We start from the raw sequence: 23199 nt of genomic DNA on the forward strand, positions 1-23199 counted from the left end.
CCCTCGACCCATGTCACCGAAGCGCCGCCTCCTCCCGGCTGCCCTGCTGATGTCCCTGACCGCCCCCCTGTTCGTTGCCTTGAGCACTGTGGCCGCCGACGCGGTGGCTCCGATGGCAGGGGACCAGATCACCGCGTATTCAGCGGACGCGACGCTCACCAAGGACGGTGAGCTGCAGGTCAAGGAGACGGTCGACCTGACCGCCGGCGGTACGACGTTCAGCCGCACGCTGGCCACTCGGGTCCGGTCGGACTCGGAGCGGGACCGCACGTACGAGCTGAAGGACGTGTCCGCGACGGTGAACGGACAGCCCGCCCAGGGCTTCCGGAACGACAGCACCGACGACGGCCGCAAGCTGACGCTGAACGTGTCCGGGCAGTCCAAGATCGTCTACAGCTACACCGTGGACAACGTGGTCGCCGACTCGACCGAGGGCCGCCAGGTGAGCTGGCCCATCGTGCAGGGCTTCGCCACGTCGATCCCGAAGGCCAGCTTGACCGTCGGCGTCCCGTTCGCGACCTGGGTGACCTGCTTCGCCGGCCGCACCGGATCAAGTCTTCCGTGTACGTCGTCCCAGCTCGCCGAGTCGGCCGCGCTGCAGATCGAGCAGAACGGCGTACCCGCTGGTGGCCGGGTGACGTTCCTGACCGGGCTGAGTGACCAGGCGACCGTGCAGGCGAACGCGCAGTACTCCACCCGATGGACGCTCGGGAGGGCGTTCACGGTCGACAAGACCACCGTCGGGCTGGCAGTCATCGTGTTCGGGCTCGGACTGCTCGGTGCGGTCGGCCTGTGGTTCTTCCGCGGCCGGGACGCCGGCAAGGTCGGTGACGGCGCGCCGGAGCGCCCGGTGCTCGACGGCGCCGACGGCCCGCAGTTCGCCGCTCCGGACGGCATCCGGCCCGGCCAGGTCGGCACCGTGGTGGACGAGACGGCCGACGTCGTCGACATCACAGCAACCTTGCTGGACCTTGCCGTGCGCAACTATCTGACGATCGTCGAGCAGCCGCGCGAGTCGCACTTCGGCAAACTCGACTGGGAGCTGCACCGGCTGCACGCGGGCGGTCCGGAGCTGCTGGCGTACGAGAAGGCCCTGCTGGACGCGGTGTTCGCGGACGGCGACTCGGTGCTCGTCTCCGCGCTCGGCCCGTCGCTGCGGCCGCGCCTCAACCTGGTCCGCGAGCAGCTGTACGCCGACGTCGTCACGCAGGGCTGGTTCAACAACCGCCCGGACGCGGTTCGGAACCGGTGGACCACCGCCGGCGTGGTGCTACTCGGTGCTGGCGTCGTACTGACCATCGTGCTCGCGATCGTCAGCAAGTTCGCCCTGGTCGGTTTCGCTGTCATGGCGGCCGGTCTGGTGCTCGCCCTCGTCGGCCAGGCCGCACCGGCTCGCACCGCGCGCGGCGCCGCCGTACTGGGCCGCGTGGCCGGACTGCAGCACTACTTGGCCAACGAGACCTCGTCCGACCTGCCGCAGAGCCACCGGCTCGAGTTCGCGTCCCGCTGCCTGCCGTACGCCGCCGTACTCGGGCTGACCGAGAAGTGGGCGCTGGAGATCGCCGCCACCGATGACGACGACGACCCGGACGAGGGCATCGGCTGGTACTCCGGCCCGGACAACTGGCACCTGTCCGACATCGGCGAATCACTCAGCAACTTCGTCACCTCGTTCGGCGGCACCCTGACCACCGCCCGCCGCCTCTTCGGCTGACGGGCGGTGGTCGCCGCCACCGCGGGCTAGTTCACTCGGACGTCGGCTGCGGTGAAGGTGTTGCAGGAGTCCGGCTTCTTGGTGTTGTAGCCGGTGATCGACCACTGGTAGTTGCTGACCCGGTTGCCGTGGTCGTGGATCCGCGGCCGGGAGTAGTCGTCACCCGAGTGTGAGATCAGGAACTTCCAGTTGTTCAGCAGTACGCCGTTCATCGGGATGTACTGCGCGTTGGCGCCGAGGTAGGCCGCGCCGAGACAGGTCGCCTGCAGCTCGCGGCGGCGGCTCTCGGTCAGCTTCTGGTTGGGCGTCATGCTCTTCTGCCGGGCCATCGACGAGGCGAGGATCCCGCTCAGCTTCTGGATGTGGTGGCCGTACTCGTGCACGAAAGTGTTCAGCATGAGCGCACGGGTGTAGACCGGGTTGGACTTGTAATACCCGTTGTCGACGGTGAACGGCAGGTAGATCGTCTCGTTCGCGCCGCAGTACGCCGCCCGCGCGCTGCGCTGCACGCCGCAGGGCGAGGGCGCCTTGCCGACGTACACGACGGCCTTCGGGTTCCGGAACGGCAGGTTCGCCTTCTTCATCGCCAGCCACCAGGTGCGGTTCAGGCAAGGCAGCAGGCGGTTGTAGTACTGCTGTGCGGCCGGGACGGTGATCGGCGCGAACGGCGGTTCGGCGCACTTCGACGCGGCGAGCGGGCCGACCGTGTAGAGCCGGCTGCCCTTCACGACCTCGTCGGCCGTCGGGCCACGCGGCGTCGACGGGGACGGTGATGTGGACGGGCTCTCGGACGGGGACGGGGACGGGGACTCCGAGGCTGTGGTCGTCGGAGTCGTCTTCGCCTCGGGCTCGTCGCCGCCGAGGCCGCGGATCAGCAGCGTGATGCCGGAACCGACCACGAGGACCGCGAGCACGACCAGGCCGATCAGGAGCGTGCGGGAGATCTTCTTCTTCCGCCGGCGACGGCCGCCGGGCGGCTGCGGGATCGGGATCGGCGGGTACTGCCAGGTGGGTGCTTGCTGGACAGGCTGACCCATCGGGCCGATCTGAGCGCCGTGACCGCCCTGGGGCGCGGCATGGCGGGCGCCGGTCTGCTGTTGCTGCGGCGGGAGCGCGTTGCTCCAGGGGGAGGACTGCTGCTGTCCCTGCTGTTGACCCTGTGAGCCCCACAGGTACGAGCCCTCGGAGTGCGGACCCGTCTGCTCCTGGCGGGGCTGCTGCTGCGAAGGCGACGACTGCCAAGCGCTCGACTCGGACTGCGATCCACCGCTCTGAGCGTTCCCGGCCTGCAGAGGCCACGACTGAGTCCCCCAGGACGTCCCCGACTGAGCAGCGTTCGGCTGGTTGGGCTCCGAAGGCCTGGACGGGCTCGCGCCCGACTGCGGGTTCTGACCACCCTGGGAACCCTGCGGTGGACCTGACTGCCACGGGCTGGGAGCCGTGGCGCTGGGCTGGGGTGCCGGCGGACCAGACTGCCAGGAAGCAGGCCGACTCGGACCGGGCTGGTTCGGACCGGGCTGGTTCGGAGCGGACTGGTTGGCGCCGGTCGGGTTCGGGCCGGGTTGGTTTGGGCCTGGCTGGTTCGGGCGTGGTTGGTTCGGGCGTGGTTGGGCTGGACCGGGCTGTGCTGGACCGGCCTGGTGGGGGCCCGGTCGGCCAGGGCCGGGTTGGTTCGGGCCCGGCTGAGGGCGGCTGGGTTGCGGCTGGCCGGGGGCGGGCTGGTCGGGGTGTTCTCGGCGGTTGGGGTCCCAGCCGCCGTCGAACCAGCTGCTGGCGGGCTGCTCGGACGGGGCCGGGTTGCTGAACTCCCGCTTGGCGTCGGAGTCACCGGTCCACCACGTGGCCGGCTGACCTCCCCCAGGACGCGGCTCCCCAGACCGCGGCTCCCCAGACCGCGGCTCCCCAGGACGCTGCTCCCCGGGGCCGCCGCCACGGGGGCCGGTCTCGTGGTCCCGGGTTCCGAACCAACCTCCACTACCGGGCCCTTGGCCTGCGCGCGGCTGCCCGGGAACGGGCTCCTGCGGGCGCTCCGGCTGATCGTCAGCCGGGTCGCTCCCCGGGGGCTGGTTCCTGTTGTCCGACATCGATGCTCCTCACGACCTTGCTGGCTACAGCTCTGCAGCTCGTTGGTGGGGCGCCGAAGCCGCCTCCCCCTACATATCTTCCGCGACATACTTTGCGCGATACGGACCCACCAGGCTAGCTACTCCGGCCAGTCGTTTCGAAGTAGACCAGTGACGGCCCTCACTGCACCTTGGCGGCCGATGCGGCGAAGGTGATGCAGGCGCTCGGGTTCCGGGCGTTGTACCCGCGGAGGGCCCAGTACTGGTGGTTGTTCGCGTCGCCGTGGTCGTTCCCGTAGTCGGTCACGTGCCCGATCAGCCAGCGCCACTGGAACTGCGACTGCCCGGTGATCGGGTAGGTACGCCGGTTCGCGCCGATGAAGATGTCCGAGAAGCAGGAAGCCTGCAGCTCCAGCCGCCGGCTGTCCTGCAGCTCCATCGCGTACGTCGGCCGCTCGTACCGGATCCGCTCGTACGCCTGCAGGATCCCCATGTTGTTCTGGATGTGGTGTCCGTACTCGTGGGCGAACTGGTGCAGCATCCACATCCGCGCCCACACCTTCTGGTAGGACTGCGGGTAGCGGTTGTAGTTGCCCAGGTCCTCGCTGAGGTTCATGTAGATGGTGTCGGTGGTGCCGCAGAAGAACGGCGGACCGGAGTCGCTGTGGGTTCCGCACGGCGTGGTGATCGTGCCGCTGAACATCTGCACCGTCGGTGCTCGGAACCGCCCACCGGCCTTCGTCACCAGCGGCGCCCATGCCCTGTTCAGGCAGCCCCACAGGTTCTTGTAGTTGGCCCGTGCGCCGGCCACTGTGCTCTGGCGCGCCTTGGACTCCCTGCAGCTCACCGATCTCATCGCGCCGACCCTGTACAGCCTGTTCCGCAGCACCAGGTCGCTGTCGGTCGGCCCTGGGTTGGTCTTCGGCCTAGTGGTCGCCGTCGCGGTCGACCGGGTCGCTGTCGGCCGCGGCGCCTGCGTGGTCGGCCGGGTGGTGGTCGGCTCGGCCGTCGGTACGGCTGTCGGTACGGCGCTGGTCGGCCCGCCGGACGGCTGCTCGGTGGGCTCGTTCGTCGGGCTGTACGACGTGGTGGTCGTCGGCTGCGCGTACGACGGGTCGCCGTTGTGCTTCAGCACGTAGGAGACCGTCTTGAGCGTGATCACACCGGCCAGCAGCACGCCGAGCAGCACGCACACAGCGATCACCCCGCCGCGCCGCTTCTTCGGCGGCTGCGGTCCACCAGGCGGAGCGCCCCACCCGAACTGCGGCTGCCCGGGACCGGGCATCGGCCGGCCCTGGAACGAGCGCCCGTGGAAAGGCTGCCCCGGCCCCGGAAACGGAGGTGGCTGGCCGCCGTACCCCGGCCCTTGCTGCCAGGACGGAGGCGGCTGCTGCGGCGGGTACTGCTGCCCGGGAGGAGGTCCCCATTGGTTGCCTGACACACCCCGGACGCTACCGGAGCCAGGGCTCAACTTACCCGGGCAGGTGACGCCGACCACGTGTTGCAGCTGGCCGGATTGCGGCTCTGGAAGGCCGCTCGGCTCCAGGCTCCGTGGTTGGTGGGACTGCCGTGGTCCCGCGGGTACGGCGGACGATCGCCGCTGTTGTTCACGTCGTACAGCCACATCTGGTACGCGTATCCGGTGAGGCCGTAGCTGTTGCGGTTGGCACCCAGGAACACGTTGCCGAGACAGGAGGCCTGCAGTTCGAGCCGACGACTCAGCTGCAACGCTCCGGCGGCAGAAGCGTCGTACCGGAGCCTCGTGTAGGCCACGCCGAGCCCGGTCATCCACTGCACCGCGTGCGCGTACTCGTGGGCCACGGTGAACGTGCCGACCATCCGCCCGAACGTCGGGTTCTGCCTGTAGAACGAGACGATCGACGGCGACTCCATATAGATGGTGTGCGTCGTCGGGCAGTAGAACGACGCGGCGACCTGCTGCGGCCAGGCCCGGTCCAGGCAGGTCTTGATCGCCTTGAAGTACGCCAGAGACTGCGAGCCGTTGCCGAGACCGGTCTTTGCCTGCTTACAGTTCACGGTCCGCATCACGGACCCCATCCGTACTGCGGGCCGGGCGGCGGCGGGGGAGCGCAGTACTGCGGGGGCACGGAGTACTGAGGAGGCGGAGGACCACCTTGGTAACCCTGCTGTGGCGGCGGGCCGAATTGTCCGGGTCCCGGTCCCCATTGGTTGCCTGACACTCCCCAGACGCTATCGTGCCCCGTGTCAACCTGACCCTCTTTCTACGGTGTGATTGGGCGATGCGTCTACGTCTCCTCGGGCTATCCCTGTGTGCCCTCGGCCTGCTCGGCCTGTCCACTGTCCCAGCCGGTGCGAGCAGCACCTCAGCCGCGGACGCAACCGGCGCCGCCGCCGACCCGGTGGTGACCAACTACGACAGTCAGGTCCGCGTCGAACGTGACGGCCTGCTCCGGGTCGCCGAGACCTGGAAGCTCAGCGACGTGACCGGGACCTTCACCCGGTTCATCGTCACGCGGGACCACCTGCCGGACGACATCGACCATGTCCAGGAGATCGGCGACCTGCAGGTCAAGGCCGGCGGCCAGGACAAGAAGGCCGAGCTGAAGACCGATGGCGACGTCACGTCGATCGCCGTACCGGACATCAGCGGCGCGACGACGCAACTCGACGTCACCTACACCGTGAAGGGCGCGGTCGCGAAGACCCTGGACGGCACCGAGGTGCGGTTCGCGCCGCTGACCGGGATCAACCTCCCGATCCAGACCGCGAACATCGTCTTCAGCGTTCCCGAGGTCTCGCACGTCTCCTGCTTCGCCGGCCCGATCGACAGCAACATCCCGTGCACGCTCGCGCAGATCGGCGAAACCTCCGGTCCGACCTTCCAGCAGACCGCGCTGCCGCCGGGCAACACGGTCAAGATGGCCGTCGGCTTCCCGAAGGGCCAGATCGCGGACAACTCGATCATCGAGTACCGGCACACCTTCAAGCGGGCCTTCTCCACCGACGCGGCCCAGCTGATCACGGCGCTGGCGGTGCTGCTCCTCGGCGCGATCGCGCTGTTCGTGCTGTACCGGCTGCGTGGCCGGGACCAGGTCGACCCGCGGCGCGTCGTACCGGCGTCGCTGTTCAGCCTCGGCGCCGACACGCGGATCGACTTCACGCCGCCGTCGGACCTGCGGCCCGGTGAGGTCGGCACGCTGATCGACGAGCGGATCGACCCGGTCGACGTGACCGCGACGATCATCGACCTGGCCGTCCGCGGTCACATCCAGATCGTCGAGCTCGAGCACAGCACCGAGTTCGCGCGGCCGGACTGGGAACTGCGCCGGGTCTCCAACGCTCCGGCGGAGGAGCTGCAGCGGTACGAGAACGTCCTGATCCGCGCGATCTTCGGCGACGCCGACTCGGTGCTGGTCTCCGAGCTCGGCAAGCAGGTCCGGGCGAACCTGGCCCAGGTCCAGGACGCCCTGTACGACGGTGTCGTCAAGCGCGGCTGGTTCACCGAGCGCCCGGACCGCACTCGGTCGCTATGGGCAACGATCGGCATCGTGACCACTGTGGTCGGCGTCATCGCGACCGTCCTGCTGGCGCTGCTGTCGACCTGGGGCCTGCTCGGCCTCGCGATCACGCTGGTCGGTGTCGGCCTGCTCGTGGTCGGCCGCTACATGCCGGCGAAGGCCCCGGCCGCGGGCCGTGTGCTCGGCCAGGTCGCGGCGATCCGCGGTGAGCTGCTGGAGATGGACGTCAGCGAGCTGCCGACCGACCAGCACGCCGAGCTCTGCTCGCGCGCTCTGCCGTACGCCGTTGTACTCGGCGGCTCGGACCGCTGGATCGACGCACTGGTCGCGACCGACACCACGCCGGACGAAGCGGACGAGGGCTTCACCTGGTACCGCGGCCCGGCCGGTTGGCACCTGCAGTACCTGCCGGACTCGCTCCGCAACCTCACCACCAACCTGACGGGCGCACTCTTCGCCCGCTGATCACTGCAGTGAACAGGGCCCGCCACGCCGCCCCGGCGTGGCGGGCCCTGTCGTCTGTCACCAGTTGTGCTGGGGATCCGTTGGCGCGGGCAACGGTGTGCCTTCGGGGTGGATCACGTAGACGAGCCCGCCCGAGTGCGGCACCCACGCGTTCTCGAAGGCTTCCCGGTCGTACGTCGTCCGCACCTGGTCGTTACTCGCGATCAGGTGGGACGCAGGGTCGTTGACGATCACGTTGCCGCTCTGGTCGAACCCGACGATCACCATCAGGTGCCCGTTCGTCCCGTAGCCCGCACCGGGGAGTTCGCTCTTCTTGAACGACAGCGAAGCGACCAGTGGGATGCCGGCCTTGATGAACTGCTCGGCTTCGGTCAGCGACCGCAGCCGCGTGACGAAGGCGTCCAGCCCGCGGGTTCCGGCGTACGCCGTGTTGAACGGCCAGTTGCCCGCGCCGTCGTACGCGTAGTCGAAGACGGACCGTGCCGAGTGGTCCACCTGCGGATCGGAGTAGGACGGATCCACCCACGCGGTTTCGGCAGCGGTCGGTCCGGCGCCCCAGTAGTCGAGCACCATCGCGGTCGACGTCGCCGAGCACCACGCCTCGCCGCCGCCGTCCCACTGCGGGTACTGCCCGACATGCGTCTCCTGCGAGTACGTCGGTACGTCGAGGACCATGCCCTCCGCGCCGCCGAGGGGGCTGACGGCAACCCTCTTGTCGGACGGCAGCCGGGAGGCCATCGCTCCGACGGACCGGACCACCGGCGACTGCGTCGTACCGCTCAGCCGGTACAGGGTGACCTTGAGCTGCCAGCGGTCGAGCCACTGACCTGTGGCGGACTGGAAGGTGTCGACGGCAACGGATCCGTTCGCGTCGCCCTGGCTGGGCACCGACGTCCGGTGGATGTCGCCGGCCGCGGTGTCATCGCCACCGGACCAGCGGCCGAGCACGTACCACTTGGTGGTCGCGCCGAGGTTCGTCGTACCCGCCATCGACACCTCGACCCAGGTGCCCGGCGGGGTGGTCGCGTTCCAGGAGGCGACCAGCTCGGTCAGCCCGAAGCCGGTGCTGACCTGCGGTGAGACCCAGCTGGTCTGGTCGTAGGACTTGGCGGTGCCGTCGCCGAACGGGTCGACGTACGACGTGGAGCCGGTCGCCGTGCCGAACCTGAGGGCGCCGTCGGAGACCGTGGTGCCGGACTGCTGGCCGGCCAGGAAGTCGGCACTGGATGTCCAGGTTCGGTAGGCGACCTGCCGTGCAGGGGAGACCTTCACGGCTTCGCTCGGCAAGCTGCCGGCGCTGAGCACAACCACACCGAGAATCAGCGCGGTGACAGAACGGGCGGAAGTCATATTCCGACGGTAGACCGGGTGGCAGTTGCTGTCATCAAGACGGCGTGCCGCCGACAAAAACTTACGAACGCTTGTCCCATTCGCTGTAGAGCATCGCGAAGACCAGTTCGTCGGTCCATTCGCCCTTGAGGTACTCGTTCTGCACGAAGTGCGCCTCCTGGCGCAGGCCGAGCCGCTCCAGCAGTTTCACCGAGCCGGTGTTGCGGTGGTCCAGCCGCGCGATGATCCGGTGCAGGCCGAGCTCCTCGAAGCCGAGGCGCAGCAGTTCGACCGACGCCTCGGCGGCGTACCCGTGGCCGTGCGACTCCGGGTGGAAGACGTACCCGATCTCGCCGGTGCGGTGCTCCACGCTGTTCATGAACAGCGTCACCTCGCCCAGGTGCTGACCGGTGTCCCGCAGGATCACCGCGACGGTGAGCGCTTGACCGTCGGTGTCCATCGGGACATCGGCCAGCCGGCCGGTGAGAGCCTCCTTGACCTGCTCCGGCGTCCGCACGTCGTACAGCAGAAAACGTGTGACGTCAGGGTTCGACTGCAGTTTCAGCAGGTCGTCGTAGTCGTTCTCGACGTAGCGTCGAAGGGTCAGGCGGTCAGTCTCGATCGGCAGTGAGTAGGTCACCGATCGAGACTATGCGACCGCGGCAACCAGTTATCCGTTCGCCAGCGCTGTCAACCGGGACATGTCGCCGTTGAAGTGACTCTGGTCGATCGGCGACGAGGTGAACTGCCAGAACGTGTAGAACGGCCAGCCGCCGGGCAGCGTCCCCACGGTGGAGGAGTAGCGCGCGACCCAGAGCGGGTTGGTCGAGTTGAACGCGGTCGAGTTGCCGGTGCAGGTGCTCCACCAGTTGTAGTTGGTGTAGATGACCGCGTCGCGTCCGGTGCGGGACTTGTAGGTGTTGAGGAAGTCCCGGATCCAGCTGACCATCGCGGACTGGCTCAGTCCGTAGCAGGTCGCGCCGTACGGGTTGTACTCGATGTCGAGTGCGCCCGGCAGCGTTTTGCCGTCCCGGGACCAGCCGCCGCCGCTGCTGGCGAAGTAGTTCGCCTGCGTCGCGCCGCTGGAGTTGTTCGGCAGCGCGAAGTGGTACGCGCCGCGGATCATGCCGACGTTGTAGGACCCGTTGTACTGCTGGGCGAAGTACGGGTTCTTGTACGACGTGCCTTCGGTCGCCTTGACGTACGCGAACCGCTTGCCTTGACCCCACCAGTAGGCCCAGTCGACGTTGCCCTGGTGACTGGACACGTCGATGCCTTCGACCGTCGCCGTGATTCCCATGTCGGTGGGCGCGGCGCTGGTCGTGGTGGTGTTGTTGGTCCATCCCATGTACGCGTCGCCGGCCTTGGTGATGCCGTGCTGGCGGGCTTGTGCGGTGGGCTGGGGAGTACTGCTTGCTTGGGCGGAGCCGGTCGAGGCCAGGATCAGGCCAAGAGCGACGGCGGCACCCGTGAAAAGGGCGGACTTCACGGTTTCCTCCAGAGCGATGAGGGGCGGACAGAGCGCTCGGCGATGGTCTTACCCGCATCCGGCAAGAACCAACCCTCACAGCCGTTTGTTCGGTGATTATTTACCGGCGTCACCTCCCGTTACCCTTGACCGGTGACACTTCGCTTGTACGACACCGCAACAGCAGCAGTGCGAGATTTCGAGCCGGTCCACCCGGGCAAGGTCGGGATCTACCACTGTGGGCTGACGGTGCAGGGTGCCCCGCATGTCGGGCACATCTACAAGGAAGTGGTCTTCGACGTCCTGCGGCGCTGGCTGGAGCGGTCCGGCTACGAGGTCACCGTGATCGCGAACGTGACCGACATCGAGGACAAGATCCTCGCGAAGTCGGCCGAGCGCGGTGTCCCGTGGTGGGCGCACGCCTACGAGTTCGAGCGTGAGCTGCACTGGGCGTACGACGTGCTCGGCTGCCGCCCGCCGACGTACGAGCCGCGCGCCACCGGGCACATCCCGGAGATGCTCGAGATGATCGAGCAGCTGATCGACCGCGGGCACGCGTACGTCGCACCGGACGGTTCGGGCGACGTCTACTTCGACGTCCGCTCCTGGCCGGAGTACGGCGCTCTGTCCCACCAGCGGATCGACGACATGGAGGCCGCCGAGGACGCGGACCCCCGCGGCAAGCGGGACCCGCGCGACTTCGCGCTCTGGAAGGGCTACACCGAGGCGACGCCGCGGACGGCGTCCTGGCCGGCTCCGTGGGGTCGCGGCCGCCCGGGCTGGCACATCGAGTGCTCGGCGATGGCGGGCAAGTACCTCGGCGACGAGTTCGACATCCATGGCGGCGGCCTGGACCTGCGGTTCCCGCACCACGAGAACGAGCTGGCCCAGTCGACCGCGGTCGGGCAGAAGTTCGCCCGGTTCTGGATGCACAACGCGCTCGTCACCACGGCCGGCGAGAAGATGTCGAAGTCAATGGGCAACAGCGCCGTCGTACGGAACGTGGTCGAGCGGGTCCGCCCGATCGAGCTGCGGTACTACCTGGTGCAGTCGCACTACCGCTCGGTCGTCGAGTTCTCGTTCGAGGCGCTCGACGAGACCGCGAAGAGCTTCCAGCGGATCGAGGGCTTCGTGACCCGGGCCGTCGAGGTCACCGGTGGCGTCGAGCCGGACCCCGAGTTGCCGGGTGACTTCGTGGCCGCGATGGACGACGACCTGGGTACGCCGGCCGCCATCGCCGTGCTGCACAACACCGTGCGCGACGGCAACAAGCTGGTGGCCGACGGCGACTCGGAGGCGCTGCGCGAGGTGCTGGCGTCGGTGCGCGGGATGCTCGGCGTGCTCGGGCTGGACCCGCTGGCCGAGCCGTGGGTGTCGCGGGCCGGCGGCAACGACGAGCTCACCGAGGTGGTCGACGGCCTGGTGAGGGCGCTGCTCGAGCAGCGGCAGGCCGCGCGTGCACGCAAGGATTACGCCGCCGCGGACGCTGTCCGCGACCGGTTGAAGGCGCTCGGCGTCGTCGTCGAGGACACTCCGCAGGGACCACGCTGGTCTTTAGGGGGTGACTGACGGTTGTCAGCCTACTGCGCGGCACTCGGCACGGCACCTCGCCGCACGGGTGCAAAGGCCACGATGCTCCGCATCGAGACCTTCGCCCCCGCACGCCGATGCACCGCACCGAGCACCTGCTCGCTACGGCTGACAACCGTCAGCCACCCCCACGCGACAACTACGACTGACGAGGGAAACTGACGTGCCAGGCAACAGCCAGCGCAAGGGCGCCATCCGGAAGAAGCCGAGGGGGAACCCGACGGCCGGGTCCGGCGGCCGGGTCCGCCGCGGACTCGAGGGCAAGGGGCCGACGCCGAAGGCGGTGGACCGGGTCAAGCATCCGGCGCACAAGCGGGCGAAGGCGGCCGAGCGGGCCAAGGAACGCGAGCGCACCCGCCGCCCGGCGGCGCGCAAGGACAACGACTCAGCGGTCGAGTGGGTGTACGGGCGGAACCCGGTGGTCGAGGCGCTGCGGGCCGGCGTACCTGCCGCGGCGCTGCATGTTGCCGAGGGCACCGAACGGGACGCCCGGCTGCGTGAGGCATTGCTGGTTGCGGTCGAGACCGGGGTGTCCGTGCTCGAGGTGCCGCGCGCGGAGCTCGACCGGGTCACCGCCGGCGGCTCGCACCAGGGCGTCGCGCTGCAGATCCCGCCGTACGAGTACGCGCACCCGGACGACCTGCTCGACCGGGCACACGCCGCCGGCGAGGTGCCGCTGATCGTCGCGCTCGACGGCGTGACCGATCCCCGCAACCTCGGCGCGATCACACGGTCCGCCGCGGCCTTCGGGGCGCACGGCGTCGTCGTACCGGAACGCCGTACGGCGTCGATGTCGGCCTCGGCCTGGAAGACCTCGGCCGGCGCCGCGGCCCGGATCCCGGTCGCCCGCGCGGGCAACCTCAACCGGGCCCTCAAGTCCTACAAGGACGCGGGCCTCCTGGTCATCGGCCTCGACATGAACGGCGCCGTGGACCTCCCGTCCTTCGAAGCCGCCACCGAGCCGATCGTCCTGGTGATCGGCTCCGAGGGGAAGGGCCTGGCCCGCCTGGTCCGCGAGAACTGCGACCTGATCGTCTCGATCCCGATGACCAGCGCCACCGAATCCCTCAACGCCGGCATCGCCGCCGGCGTAACCCTCTACGAAATCTCCCGCCGCCGCGCTTGATGTAACTACTTCAGGGAACTTCTTGATGTAACTACCTGATGTAGTTACATTGGTGCTATGAGGACGATCGGGCTGCGGGAGCTGAACCAGAATCCGTCGAAGGCGGTGGCTCGAGTGCGGGCCGGCGAAACGATCGTCGTGACCGACCGGGGCCGTCCGGTGCTTCGCCTTGTTCCCGAAGACGAGCATCCGGGAGTTCTGCAGCATCTGCTGGACTCTGGCGAGGTATCCCCGCCGGCTGAGCTCGGGATGCCGGATCTGATGCTGGAGTTGGCGCCAGAGGTCGACAGCCTGTCCGACCTGCTGATCGAGGATCGCGACAAGGAGCGGCGCAGGTGATCTACCTCGATTCCTGCGCCCTGCTCAAGTTCATCAAGCCGGAAGCCGAGTCGGCTGCTCTGCGTGCCTGGCGTGAGGCACTGCCTGCGGACGCAGAGCTGGTCACCAGCGAACTCGCGAGCCTGGAGATCACCCGCACGCTTCTCCGTGCGGGAGTCAATCATCAGCAGGTGCCGTACTTCGCCGCGCAAGCGGTCCGTGGCGTGTACCTGGCCGATCTCACCTCGACGGTGCTCGCTCGGGCTATGGCGTATCGCACGGCCAAGCTGGGCTCTCTTGACGCCATCCACCTGGCGAGCGCCGAACCGTTCCGGTCGGATCTGTCCGAGTTCGTTACCTACGACAAGGAGCTGACTACAGCGGCCGAGGAGCTCGGTTTCCCCGTCCTGTCGCCGGCCTGACGGCACTGCGGGCCCGGAGTTTCCTCCGAGCCCGCAGCTCTTGGGATCAGTAGACGCTCACGCCGTAGCGGGAGAGTACTTCGGTGACGGGCTGGAAGTAGGTGGTGCCGCCGGAGGAGCAGTTGCCGGAGCCGCCGGAGGTGAGGCCGAGGGCCACCGAGCCGGCGAACAGCGCGCCGCCGGAGTCGCCGCCTTCCGCGCACACCGTCGTACGGATCAGGCCGGTGACAGTGCCTTCGGCGTAGTTCACCGTGGCGTTCGTCGCGGTCACCGAGCCGCTGTGCACACCGGTCGTGCTACCGCTGCGCTTGACCGCCTGCCCCACCGAGGCGTTGCCGGCGGACGTGATGTCCTGGGAAGAACCGTTGTAGAGGTCCACGGTCCCGGGGTGGTTCGTGTACGACGTGCTGTACTTCACGATCGCGTAGTCGTTACCCGGGAAGCTCGACCCGTACGTGGTGCCGAGCAGCGTGGTCTTGCTGGAGTTCGAGTACCAGCTGGATGCGATGTTCCCGCAGTGTCCTGCGGTCAGGAAGTAGTACGTGGTGCCGCTGCGCACGTTGAAGCCGAGCGAGCAGCGGTACTGCCCGCCGTAGATGGCGTCGCCGCCGGCGATGTACTTCGTCAGCTTGCCGGACAGCTTCTCGAGCTTGATCCGGTCGCCGAACTGTTTGGTGACGCTGGTGAGTTTCGACATCTTCGCGCCGGTGACGGTTTCGTCGTACGACACGATGATCCGGCCGTCGGGGTCGGTCTGCCACGCCGTACCCGGGATCGTCGCGTCCTTGACGAGCGTAGAGGTGATCGCGGCTGTCGACAATGTGGACAGGGTGGACGGGTTGACCGGTGCGGCCGAGGCCTGCGTTGCCAGAAGTCCGGCGGCAGCAAGCCCGGCCGCGGCCAGGAGAGCGGTGGTACGGCGGAATGGGGACATGTTCACGGTTTCAGCCTCCTCACGATGAGGACGCCTTCGGGGCGGGGCGTCCTTGACTTCAACCGTGACGAGTCCTACCCACAATCTCCGTGAGTATTCAGACAATCTCGGAGCGTAGGGGAAACCTCCGCTCAGTAGATGGAGACCCCGTACACGTTGAGGGCTTCCACGACCGGCTGGAAGTAGGTCACGCCGCCCGAGGTGCAGTCGCCCGAACCGCCGGAGGTCAGGCCGAACGCCCACTGCCGGTAGAACAGCGGACCGCCCGAGTCGCCCGGCTCCGCGCACACGCTGGTGCGGATCAGGCCGGCCACGCGCCCGTCACCGTAGTTCACGACCGAGTTCAGCCCGGTCACCCGGCCGCTGTGCAGGCCGCTGGTGGCGCCCGAGCGGTAGACCAGCTGGTTGAGGCCCGGATTCATCGCCTTGGTGATGTCCTGCGAGTGCCCGTTGTAGAGGTACACGCTGCCGCCCGGCACCTTCAGCGGGATGTCGGTGCGGTACACGACCAGGGCGTAGTCGTTCCACGGGTAGCTGGCGTGGTGGACCGCGCCCGTGAACACCTTGTGGCCCGGGTCCTGGTACCAGCGGGCCGCGTCGACCCCGCAGTGACCGGCGGTGAGGAAGTAGTACTTGCCGCGTCGCTGCACGTTGAAACCGACGCTGCACTTGTACTCGCCGCCGTACGTCGCCATGCCGCCGCTGATGTACTTCTGCAGCTTGCCGGGCAGCTTCTCGAGCTTGACGTTCGACCCGAGCTGCTTGGTCAGGCCGGTCAGCTTGCTCAGCTTCGTACCGGTGACCGTGGGGTCGTACGACACCAGCACGGTGCCGTCCGGCTGCGTCATCCACGCCGTACCAGGAGTGTGGATCTGGTCGTTCAACGTCTTGGTGATCGCCTTGGCGGAGAGGCGGGGCGGCTTCACCGGATCGGCCCCGGCCGGCACGGCGGCGGTGAGGGCGAGAGCGGCAGCGGCGACCATGGCCGCGGCTCGTCGGAGAGTGTTCATGTCATCAGCCTTCCGGGGCGTACGGCTCTGATGCGCGGTATGGCAGCAAGAGGACGGTCCCCAACCTTAAACGGCGCGGTGGTTCAGTCCGGGCCCGGTTCAGTCCATGCGTAGGGAGTGCAGGACGAAGGAGGCCAGTTCGCGGTACGCCTCGGCGTCGTTCAGTCCGGTACGGCGGGCGATGTCGCCGCGCTGGATCGCCTGCATGGTGTGCGCGATCATCTCGGCCGCGAAGGCGATGTCGACCTGCCGGAACATCTTGTTGTTGATGCCGTCCTCGATCAGCGTCCGGACCCGCTCGGCGGCGATCCGGGTGTTCCGCTCGTACACCGACCGGGCCGGCGCGAACGTCGCCACGTCGTCGAGGAAGGTCCGGCTGGCCGGCCGCAGCGCGTCCGCGACCGCGTTCAGGTACGCCGCGATCCGCCGGTCGTGCCGGGTCTGCCGGGCCACCGCGGACTCCACCTGGGCAGTGGCGTTCTTGAAGTAGTGCTTCACGACCTCGACGGCGAGCTGCTCCTTGCTCGGCGCCAGCGCGTAGAGGGTCGTCTTGCTGCAGCGCAGCTCGGCGGCCAGGTCGTCCAGGGTGAACCGGCTGAACCCCTGCTCGAGGAACAGGGACAGGAGCCGGTCGAGCAGCTCGGACTGCCGGCGGGTCCGCCGCCCCGGAACGACTGTTGTCATATCGAGACAGCATAGAACGATACTGAGTTGCGTTCGTCAGTATCGTTACGAGTATCATTTCGTCAGCTGTTGAGAGGGGTACCTGATGGCTGTCGATCGTCTCCTGCCTACTGACGAATCCGTTGACCTGCTCGCCCTGGTCCGCGACCTGTGCGAGCACGAGCTCGCGCCGTACGCCGCCCAGGCGGAGGAGAGCGAGACCTTCCCGCGGGACGCGTTCCGGACGCTCGGTAAGGCCGGTCTGCTCGGCCTGCCCTATCCGGAGCAGTACGGCGGTGCCGAGCAGCCGTACGAGGTCTACCTGCAGATGCTCGAGGAGATCGCCGCAGCCTGGATGTCCGTCGGCGTCGGTGTCTCGGTGCACACGATGACCACCTACGCCCTGGCGACGTTCGGGACCGCGGAGCAGCGTGAGCGGCTGCTGCCGGACATGATCGGCGGCGAGCACCTCGGTGCCTACGCGCTGTCCGAGCCGCAGGCCGGCTCCGACATCAGTTCGATGACCACGCGGGCCGTCCGGGACGGCGACGACTACGTCCTGAACGGGACCAAGGCGTGGATCAGCCACGGCTCGCACGCCGACTTCTACACCACCTTCGCCCGCACCTCCGACGACCGGACACGCGGGATCTCCGCGTTCCACGTGCCTGCGTCGGCCGAGGGACTGAGCTTCGGCGCCCCGGAGCGGAAGATGGGCCTGACCGGGTCGACCACCACGCTGGTCAACTACGACAACGTCCGGGTCCCGGCCGCGAACCTGATCGGGACCGAGGGGCAGGGGATGCGGATCGCGCTGTCCGCGCTGGACTCCGGCCGGCTCGGGATCGCCGCGTGTGCGATCGGCCTCGCGCAGGCGGCCCTCGAAGCCGCGGCGACGTACGCGAAGGAGCGGCAGCAGTTCGGGCACTCGATCGCGGAGTTCCAGGGCGTGCAGTTCCTGCTCGCCGACATGGCGGCTGCGGTCGAGTCCGGGCGATCGACGTACCTGCAGGCCGCCCGCCGGCGTGACCTCGGCCGGCCGTTCACGCAGCAGGCGGCGATCGCGAAGCTGGTCTGCACCGACGCGGCGATGAAGGTGACCACGGACGCGGTGCAGGTGCTCGGTGGGTACGGTTACACCCGGGAGTTCCCGGTCGAACGCTACATGCGCGAGGCCAAGGTGACCCAGATCTTCGAAGGTACGAACCAGATCCAGCGGCTCGTGATCAGCCGTGACTTGTTGAGGAGCGTGTGATGCAGTTCAGTCCGTCCGATGTCGCTCTCGTCACCGGTGGCGGTTCCGGGCTCGGAGAGGCGACCGTACGGCGGTTGGCCGCGGACGGACTGGGCGTCGTGATCGTCGACCTGCCGTCGTCCGCGGGCAAGGCGGTCGCGGACGAGCTGGGCGATCGGGTGGTGTTCGCGCCGACCGACGTCACCGACGAGACCGCGGTGGCCGCGGCGCTCGACGCGGCGGAGGCGCTGGGCACGCTGCGGGTGGTGGTGAACTGCGCCGGCGTCGCCACCCCCGGCCGGGTCGTCGGGCGGAAGGGTGCGTTGCCGCTGGCAACTTTCCGGCAGGTGATCGAGATCAACCTGATCGGCACCTTCAACGTGCTCCGGCTGGCTGCGGAGCGGATGATCGCGCTGGAGCCTTCTGCGGACGGTGACCGCGGCGTCGTGATCATGACCGCGTCGATTGCGGCGTACGACGGTCAGGTCGGGCAGGCGGCGTACGCGTCCAGCAAGGGCGGCATCGTCGCACTGACCCTGACCGCCGCCCGCGACCTCGCGGACAAGGGGATCCGGGTCGTCACGATCGCCCCCGGCACGATGGAGACCCCCATGCTCGCCGGCCTCCCCGAGGAAACCCGCACAGTCCTCGAACAACAGGTTCCCCACCCCTCCCGCCTCGGCAAGCCCTCCGAGTACGCCGCCCTCGTCCGCCACATCCTCGACAACCAACTCCTCAACGGCGAAGTAATCCGCCTGGACGGCGCCCTCCGCATGCCACCCCGCTAATGCGCCCCCGAGCCCTCCTACTCCGCGCCAGCTCCCCATTCGCCCAACTCTGGTTCCGCGTCCGCAAACCCACGACGTTCGGCGTCAAGGCTCTGCTCCGCCAAGCGGACGGCCGCTTCCTGGTCGTTCGCCACTCGTACGCCGACACCCGCCGCTGGGCACTACCCGGCGGCGGCTACAAACCAGCCCGCGAAACGCCGGCGCACGCGGCTGCCCGTGAGATCCACGAGGAACTGGGCCTCGTCGTACCGGCCGATGCCTTCACGGTCCTCGACACCACCGTCACCACCCTCGAGGGCAAACACGACACCCTCACGATCCTCACCGCAGGTGTCCCCGGCGACGACTCGCTCATCTTGTCGCCTGAGATCGCCGAGGCGCGGTGGGTGAAAGACCTTCAGGAATTGGGAGATGCGCCACTTTCCAAGTGGTTGCTTTCGGCCCTCATCGAATAGGTCTCGCTCCTTTCGGGGTCGCCCGAAAGGAGGTGCGGCCCTCGTGGTTCGACCGGCACTCTCGAAGTGATCGAGCCAACCACGAAAGGTACGGATCATGAACATTCGCAGGGTTTTCTACAGCGTCCTGGCCGGCGGAGCGATCGCGGCGGGCGGCCTCGCCGTACCGGCGGCGCAGGCGGTCGAGGCGCCAGTGCCCGCGACGGCCACCGCATCCTCGCAAGCTGTTGCCGCCGACAACTGGGAGTACGTCGGTGACTTCTTCTGGCAGTCGGACTGCCACGCAGCCGGTGCCGCCGGCACCAAGTGGACGAAGTACAAGTGCATCAACGGCTCGGCCGTCCCGGGCGACGACTACGAGCTGTGGGTTGTCTACAAGTAGGTCCGGTCGGAGTTCGTGTCCGGGGTGGATCGGGGATCGCCCCGGACACGAAACTCGAACCTCACAGCCGTGAGCTGAGCTTCAGCCAGCGAACGCCGTGCGCAGGGACGACGTGCACGCGCTCGGCAGTCGGTGTGCCGGTCCAGAGGTCTTGTGACGGGGCGGGAAGTTCGCCAGGGAGCAGAACCTCTCGGGGCGCGGCGCCGGTCCAGAACAGGGCTGCGTAAGAGCAGTTGTCGCCTTGCGCCGTCCAGACGATCAGCTCGCCGTCGTCCACCGGCTCGCGGATGATTTCGCGGCCGTCGTACGACGTGGTGAGCAGCTCGGCGAGGGCCGGATTCTTCAACAGGGCAAGGGTTTCCGGGGATGTGCTGGGGAGGTCGCCGCCCATCATGAGCGGCGAGCGAGCCATGACCCAGAGGGTGAGCAGCGTCTTCTGTTCGTCGACGGTGAGGCGGCTGTCGCGGTCGTCGCCGCGTTCGGCCCGGATGCCGATGTGGCCGAGTGGCAGCATGTCCGCGTCCGCCCAACCGCCGGCCTGCTGGAACGGCGCCCACCGCGCCAGTCGCGCGAACTGCGCGTGCACGTCCTCCCACCGGTCCCACAGGTCGTCGGAGATCCGCCAGAGCTGCGCGTTGGCCCGCAGATGCTCGACATGATGCGTCGACAACCGCGTGCCGGGTGACAAGGACAGGACGATGTCCCGCCCGCTCCGCGCGATCGCCTGCGCGTACGCCGCGATCTCGCGATCGTGGTACGGCGCGAGCATGTCGTCCGCCTTCACGAAGTCCACACCCCACTCGGCGAACTGCGCGACCTGAGCGTCGTAGTAGGCCTGCGCGCCGGGATGGTCGTGGTTCAGTCCGAGATTGTCCGGGTTCCACGGGCAGACGTGATCGGGATCCGCGACCTCCCGCGCCGTCCACCGCGTCCCGTACACCGGGAGGTCGAGCTCGACCGCCCGCCGCGGGATGCCGCGCATGATGTGCAGCCCGAACTTCAGCCCGAGCTCGTGCACCTTCGCGGCCAACGGCCCGAAGCCGGCACCGCCCGCGGCTGAGGGGAACCGCAGCGGCGCCGGCAGTTGGCGGCCGTAGTCGTCCAGAACGACCGGCGCGTTCTCGTTGTAGCCGTGTGATCGAGCGGTCGGGTCGTACCAGGCGATGTCCACGACCACCGTGTCCCACCCGAACGGCAGCAACTGGTCGTGCATCACCTGCGCGTTCGCGAGCACCTCGGCCTCGGTGACCGTCGTACCGAAGCAGTCCCAGCTGTTCCACCCCATCGGCGGGGTCGCGGCGCTCACCATTCCGCGAAGGATCCGTCGTCGTGCCGCAGCACGGGTGATCGCCAACGATGCGGCTCCGCGGCGGCTGCCCGTACGACGTCCTCGTTGACCTGGATGCCCAGGCCGGGACCGGTGGGGCGTTGCACATGCCCGTCGGTGAACGCGAAGACGTTCGGATCCACCAGGTAGTCGAGCAGCGCGTTGCCGCCGCCGTACTCGATGCCGAGGCTCTGCTCCTGGATCAGGAAGTTCGGGATCGCGAAGTCGAGTTGCAGGCTCGCGGCCAGCGTGATCGGCCCGAGCGGGCAGTGCGGAGCGACGCTCACGTCGTACGCCTCGGCCATCGCGGCGATCCGGCGTACTTCAGAGATGCCCCCGGCGTGCGAGATGTCCGGCTGGGCGACCGCGATGCCGGTGGTCAGGACGTCGCGGAAGTCCCACCGGGAGAACAGCCGCTCGCCGGTGGCGATCGGGATACTGGTCGATTCGGTGATCCGGCGCAGGTCGCGGGCGAACTCGGGCAGCACCGGCTCTTCGACGAACATCGGCAGCAGCGGCTCGAGCAGGGGCAGGATCTGCCGCGTCGCCGCCGTACTGAACCGGCCGTGGAAATCGAGTGCGATGTCGATACCGTCGCCGAGTGCGTCCCGCAGCGCCTCGACCCGGCTCACCGCGACCCGGAGCTGGGCAGGCGACGGGATCGGCGGCAGCGCCTCGGACAGGTTGAGCTTGAGGGCCGTGAAGCCCTTCTCCACCTTGGCTTCGGCCTCGTCGACCAGCTGCGCGTTGTCACGCCCGTGGACCCACGTGTAGACGCGCGCCCGCTCCCGGACCGGTCCGCCGAGCAACTCGTGCACAGGGACCTCGTGGTAGCGGCCCTTGATGTCCCACAGCGCCTGGTCGATGCCGGCGAGCGCGCTCGACAGCACCGGACCGCCGCGGTAGAAGCCGCCCTTCGCCATCACCTGCCAGTGCTCCTCGATCCGCAGCGGATCCGCGCCGACCAAGTACTCCATCAGGGCCGCGACCGCGCCCTGGACGGCCTCGGCGCGGCCCTCGACGATCGGCTCACCCCACCCGCTGATCCCTTCGTCGGTGTCGATCCGCAGGAACTGCCACCGCGGCGCCACCAGGAACGTCTCGTATCCGACGATCTTCACACTGCCTCATTCGGTTGCCGGTCAGGAGCGGACAGAAGCGCGGCGACCAGTTGGTCGGTCTGGCGCAGCACCAGGGCGGCGGCGCCGGACGCACCGGCGCGGGCGCCGAGGTCGAGTTCGGCCGCGACCACGTCGACGTCGCGGGTGAGTGCCATCGCCGTACGGCGGAGGGTGGCGCGGATCGGATCCAGGATCAGGTCGCCGGCCCGCGCGAGCTCGCCGCCGACGATGATCCGCTCCGGGTTCAGCAGGTTGCAGATGTTCGCGAGCACCCGCCCGGTCAGCTCACCGGCCTCACGCAGCACCTGCAAGGTTTCCGTCTGACCGTCGGCGGCGGCTGCGAGCAACTCGTCGAGACCGGCGTCCTCGCCGAGCACCGGCGCGAGAGCCGTGAGTACGGCGGGAAGTGACGCGTACTGCACCAGGCAGCCGCGATTCCCGCATGGGCAGGGCGCACCGTTGGAATCCGCGGACAGGTGGCCGATCTCGCCGCCGCCACCGCGGGCGCCGCCGTGATGAAGGTTGCCGTCGACAAGCAATCCGGACCCGATCCCGGTCGACAACCCGAGATAGAGCACGTCGCGGATGTCCCGCCCCGCGCCCCACGTGAACTCGGCCACCGCCTCGAGCCGCGTGTTGTTCTCCACCAGCACCGGTACGTCGAGGCGCCGGCCGAACTCCGCCGCGACGTTCACCCCTGCCCAGGCCTGACCGGGCAGCGACGGGCCGACCACGCCGGTCTGCAGGTCGAGCGGCCCGGGCACGCCGATCGCGACGCCGACCAGGTTGTCGCGGCCCCGACCGGTCTGCTCCAGGAGGCCGTCGAGCAACTCGATCCCGGCCGCGAGCCGCTCCTGCCAGGGGGTGTCCCGACCCACGCGGACCCCGTCGCTGGCCAGCGTCTCGCCGGACAGGTCGGTGAGGTGGCACCAGACGCGTTCGAGAGTGAAGTCGAGGCCTCCCGCCGCGCCGGCCGCCGGGTTGGCCCGCAGGAATCCGCGCGCCCGGCCGTCGACCTCGGACGCGTCGATACCGGCCCGAGCGACCTGGTCGCCGACCACCTCGATCACGACGCCGCCGGTGATCAGGTCGGCCGCGATCGTCGACACCGTCGTCCGGGACACACCGCAGATCCGCGCGAGCTCCGCCCGGTGCAGTGCTCCGTGCTCCATCAGCGCGGACAGCATCCGTTCGGAGTTCGTGCGCCGTAGCGCTCGTAGAGATCCGGTGTCCTTGGCAGCCACGACGAAAAGTATTGACGAACTCCGAACCGCCGTCAACAAAACTGAC

General features: G+C 68.7%; 22 protein-coding genes. 10 read left to right on the top strand and 12 right to left on the bottom strand.

What is annotated here, in order from left to right; genetic code table 11:
• The first annotated feature begins 10 nt into the window (after positions 1–10).
• Complete coding sequence (locus EV651_RS22770; protein WP_133787250.1) at positions 11–1714, top strand: DUF2207 domain-containing protein; 1704 nt, start codon at positions 11–13, stop codon at positions 1712–1714.
• A gap of 26 nt (positions 1715–1740) precedes the next feature.
• Here the strand turns inward: EV651_RS22770 and EV651_RS22775 are convergent, their stop codons facing one another.
• The 3 genes from EV651_RS22775 to EV651_RS22785 form a co-directional block, all read right to left on the bottom strand.
• On the bottom strand, positions 1741–2751 hold the full coding sequence (locus EV651_RS22775; protein ID WP_133787251.1) for a neutral zinc metallopeptidase: 1011 nt from the start codon (positions 2749–2751) through the stop codon (positions 1741–1743).
• Positions 2752–3958: 1207 nt separating this feature from the next.
• Positions 3959–5218 carry a neutral zinc metallopeptidase gene (locus EV651_RS22780; RefSeq protein WP_238157130.1) on the bottom strand — a complete coding sequence of 420 codons (1260 nt, stop codon included), beginning with the start codon at positions 5216–5218 and terminating at the stop codon, positions 3959–3961.
• Positions 5219–5244: 26 nt separating this feature from the next.
• Positions 5245–5823 carry a neutral zinc metallopeptidase gene (locus tag EV651_RS22785; protein ID WP_166658712.1) on the bottom strand — a complete coding sequence of 193 codons (579 nt, stop codon included), beginning with the start codon at positions 5821–5823 and terminating at the stop codon, positions 5245–5247.
• A gap of 215 nt (positions 5824–6038) precedes the next feature.
• On the opposite strand from EV651_RS22785, the gene EV651_RS22790 reads away from it, so the two are divergent.
• Positions 6039–7742 (top strand): DUF2207 domain-containing protein, encoded by a 1704-nt coding sequence (locus EV651_RS22790; protein WP_133787253.1) that lies wholly within the window; start codon positions 6039–6041, stop codon positions 7740–7742.
• A 57-nt stretch (positions 7743–7799) separates the two neighbouring features.
• On the opposite strand, the gene EV651_RS22795 is transcribed toward EV651_RS22790, so the two are convergent.
• From EV651_RS22795 to EV651_RS22805, 3 genes are all read right to left on the bottom strand, one after another.
• Complete coding sequence (locus tag EV651_RS22795) at positions 7800–9092, bottom strand: peptidase C39 family protein (RefSeq protein ID WP_133787254.1); 1293 nt, start codon at positions 9090–9092, stop codon at positions 7800–7802.
• 61 nt (positions 9093–9153) lie between these two features.
• Positions 9154–9711: a GNAT family N-acetyltransferase gene (locus tag EV651_RS22800; protein ID WP_133787255.1), complete on the bottom strand. Its 558-nt coding sequence runs from the start codon at positions 9709–9711 to the stop codon at positions 9154–9156.
• 30 nt (positions 9712–9741) lie between these two features.
• Positions 9742–10560 carry a lysozyme gene (locus EV651_RS22805; RefSeq protein WP_238157131.1) on the bottom strand — a complete coding sequence of 273 codons (819 nt, stop codon included), beginning with the start codon at positions 10558–10560 and terminating at the stop codon, positions 9742–9744.
• A gap of 132 nt (positions 10561–10692) precedes the next feature.
• On the opposite strand from EV651_RS22805, the gene cysS reads away from it, so the two are divergent.
• The 4 genes from cysS to EV651_RS22825 all read left to right on the top strand — a co-directional run bounded on the left by cysS (position 10693) and on the right by EV651_RS22825 (position 13995).
• Positions 10693–12108: a cysteine--tRNA ligase gene (gene cysS, locus EV651_RS22810; protein WP_133787256.1), complete on the top strand. Its 1416-nt coding sequence runs from the start codon at positions 10693–10695 to the stop codon at positions 12106–12108.
• Positions 12109–12292: 184 nt separating this feature from the next.
• Positions 12293–13255: a 23S rRNA (guanosine(2251)-2'-O)-methyltransferase RlmB gene (rlmB, locus tag EV651_RS22815; RefSeq protein ID WP_133787257.1), complete on the top strand. Its 963-nt coding sequence runs from the start codon at positions 12293–12295 to the stop codon at positions 13253–13255.
• Positions 13256–13312: 57 nt separating this feature from the next.
• Positions 13313–13594 (top strand): type II toxin-antitoxin system Phd/YefM family antitoxin, encoded by a 282-nt coding sequence (locus tag EV651_RS22820; protein ID WP_133787258.1) that lies wholly within the window; start codon positions 13313–13315, stop codon positions 13592–13594.
• Entirely contained in the window at positions 13591–13995 is a 405-nt protein-coding gene (locus tag EV651_RS22825) for a type II toxin-antitoxin system VapC family toxin (protein ID WP_133787259.1), read from the top strand. The genes EV651_RS22820 and EV651_RS22825 overlap by 4 nt, the downstream gene beginning before the upstream one ends.
• 46 nt (positions 13996–14041) lie before the next feature.
• Here EV651_RS22825 and EV651_RS22830 read toward each other — a convergent pair whose 3' ends face one another.
• The 3 genes from EV651_RS22830 to EV651_RS22840 all read right to left on the bottom strand — a co-directional run bounded on the left by EV651_RS22830 (position 14042) and on the right by EV651_RS22840 (position 16623).
• Positions 14042–14929, bottom strand: coding sequence for a S1 family peptidase (locus EV651_RS22830; RefSeq protein WP_133787416.1), 888 nt, complete (start codon positions 14927–14929; stop codon positions 14042–14044).
• Between the two features lie 131 nt (positions 14930–15060).
• Positions 15061–15939: a S1 family peptidase gene (locus EV651_RS22835; RefSeq protein ID WP_133787260.1), complete on the bottom strand. Its 879-nt coding sequence runs from the start codon at positions 15937–15939 to the stop codon at positions 15061–15063.
• A gap of 99 nt (positions 15940–16038) precedes the next feature.
• Positions 16039–16623, bottom strand: coding sequence for a TetR/AcrR family transcriptional regulator (locus EV651_RS22840; RefSeq protein ID WP_133787261.1), 585 nt, complete (start codon positions 16621–16623; stop codon positions 16039–16041).
• A gap of 85 nt (positions 16624–16708) precedes the next feature.
• On the opposite strand from EV651_RS22840, the gene EV651_RS22845 reads away from it, so the two are divergent.
• The 4 genes from EV651_RS22845 (at position 16709) to EV651_RS22860 (ending at position 19461) form a co-directional block, all read left to right on the top strand.
• Entirely contained in the window at positions 16709–17857 is a 1149-nt protein-coding gene (locus tag EV651_RS22845) for an acyl-CoA dehydrogenase family protein (protein WP_133787262.1), read from the top strand.
• Entirely contained in the window at positions 17857–18624 is a 768-nt protein-coding gene (locus EV651_RS22850; protein ID WP_133787263.1) for an SDR family NAD(P)-dependent oxidoreductase, read from the top strand. Before EV651_RS22845 ends, EV651_RS22850 begins: the two co-directional genes overlap by 1 nt.
• Positions 18624–19079 (top strand): NUDIX hydrolase, encoded by a 456-nt coding sequence (locus EV651_RS22855; RefSeq protein ID WP_133787264.1) that lies wholly within the window; start codon positions 18624–18626, stop codon positions 19077–19079. The genes EV651_RS22850 and EV651_RS22855 overlap by 1 nt, the downstream gene beginning before the upstream one ends.
• A gap of 97 nt (positions 19080–19176) precedes the next feature.
• Positions 19177–19461 carry a hypothetical protein gene (locus tag EV651_RS22860; RefSeq protein ID WP_133787265.1) on the top strand — a complete coding sequence of 95 codons (285 nt, stop codon included), beginning with the start codon at positions 19177–19179 and terminating at the stop codon, positions 19459–19461.
• A 61-nt stretch (positions 19462–19522) separates the two neighbouring features.
• Here EV651_RS22860 and EV651_RS22865 read toward each other — a convergent pair whose 3' ends face one another.
• The 3 genes from EV651_RS22865 to EV651_RS22875 are packed head-to-tail and all read right to left on the bottom strand — an operon-like array spanning position 19523 to position 23153.
• The gene (locus EV651_RS22865) at positions 19523–20770 is read right to left on the bottom strand and encodes a glycoside hydrolase family 27 protein (RefSeq protein ID WP_202870463.1); all 1248 of its coding nucleotides are present in this window, start codon (positions 20768–20770) and stop codon (positions 19523–19525) included.
• Positions 20764–21909 carry a galactonate dehydratase gene (gene dgoD, locus EV651_RS22870; protein ID WP_133787266.1) on the bottom strand — a complete coding sequence of 382 codons (1146 nt, stop codon included), beginning with the start codon at positions 21907–21909 and terminating at the stop codon, positions 20764–20766. The genes EV651_RS22865 and dgoD overlap by 7 nt, the downstream gene beginning before the upstream one ends.
• A complete protein-coding gene (locus tag EV651_RS22875) occupies positions 21906–23153 on the bottom strand; it encodes an ROK family transcriptional regulator (RefSeq protein WP_133787267.1) in 1248 nt (415 codons plus the stop codon). Before EV651_RS22875 ends, dgoD begins: the two co-directional genes overlap by 4 nt.
• Between the last annotated feature and the right edge of the window lie 46 nt (positions 23154–23199).

It is taken from the genome of Kribbella sp. VKM Ac-2571 (genome assembly GCF_004362255.1).
GTDB classification, from domain to species: Bacteria; Actinomycetota; Actinomycetes; order Propionibacteriales; family Kribbellaceae; genus Kribbella; species Kribbella pratensis.

What these genes read in the sequence shown, in the direction of transcription:
- EV651_RS22770 (WP_133787250.1), top strand. Translation starts at nt 11, where the DNA reads ATGTCACCGAAGCGCCGCCTCCTCCCGGCTGCCCTGCTGATGTCCCTG.
- EV651_RS22775 (WP_133787251.1), bottom strand. Translation starts at nt 2,751, where the DNA reads ATGGGTCAGCCTGTCCAGCAAGCACCCACCTGGCAGTACCCGCCGATC.
- EV651_RS22785 (WP_166658712.1), bottom strand. Translation starts at nt 5,823, where the DNA reads ATGCGGACCGTGAACTGTAAGCAGGCAAAGACCGGTCTCGGCAACGGC.
- EV651_RS22790 (WP_133787253.1), top strand. Translation starts at nt 6,039, where the DNA reads ATGCGTCTACGTCTCCTCGGGCTATCCCTGTGTGCCCTCGGCCTGCTC.
- EV651_RS22795 (WP_133787254.1), bottom strand. Translation starts at nt 9,092, where the DNA reads ATGACTTCCGCCCGTTCTGTCACCGCGCTGATTCTCGGTGTGGTTGTG.
- EV651_RS22820 (WP_133787258.1), top strand. Translation starts at nt 13,313, where the DNA reads ATGAGGACGATCGGGCTGCGGGAGCTGAACCAGAATCCGTCGAAGGCG.
- EV651_RS22830 (WP_133787416.1), bottom strand. Translation starts at nt 14,929, where the DNA reads ATGTCCCCATTCCGCCGTACCACCGCTCTCCTGGCCGCGGCCGGGCTT.
- EV651_RS22835 (WP_133787260.1), bottom strand. Translation starts at nt 15,939, where the DNA reads ATGAACACTCTCCGACGAGCCGCGGCCATGGTCGCCGCTGCCGCTCTC.
- EV651_RS22840 (WP_133787261.1), bottom strand. Translation starts at nt 16,623, where the DNA reads ATGACAACAGTCGTTCCGGGGCGGCGGACCCGCCGGCAGTCCGAGCTG.
- EV651_RS22845 (WP_133787262.1), top strand. Translation starts at nt 16,709, where the DNA reads ATGGCTGTCGATCGTCTCCTGCCTACTGACGAATCCGTTGACCTGCTC.
- EV651_RS22850 (WP_133787263.1), top strand. Translation starts at nt 17,857, where the DNA reads ATGCAGTTCAGTCCGTCCGATGTCGCTCTCGTCACCGGTGGCGGTTCC.
- EV651_RS22855 (WP_133787264.1), top strand. Translation starts at nt 18,624, where the DNA reads ATGCGCCCCCGAGCCCTCCTACTCCGCGCCAGCTCCCCATTCGCCCAA.
- EV651_RS22860 (WP_133787265.1), top strand. Translation starts at nt 19,177, where the DNA reads ATGAACATTCGCAGGGTTTTCTACAGCGTCCTGGCCGGCGGAGCGATC.
- EV651_RS22865 (WP_202870463.1), bottom strand. Translation starts at nt 20,770, where the DNA reads ATGGTGAGCGCCGCGACCCCGCCGATGGGGTGGAACAGCTGGGACTGC.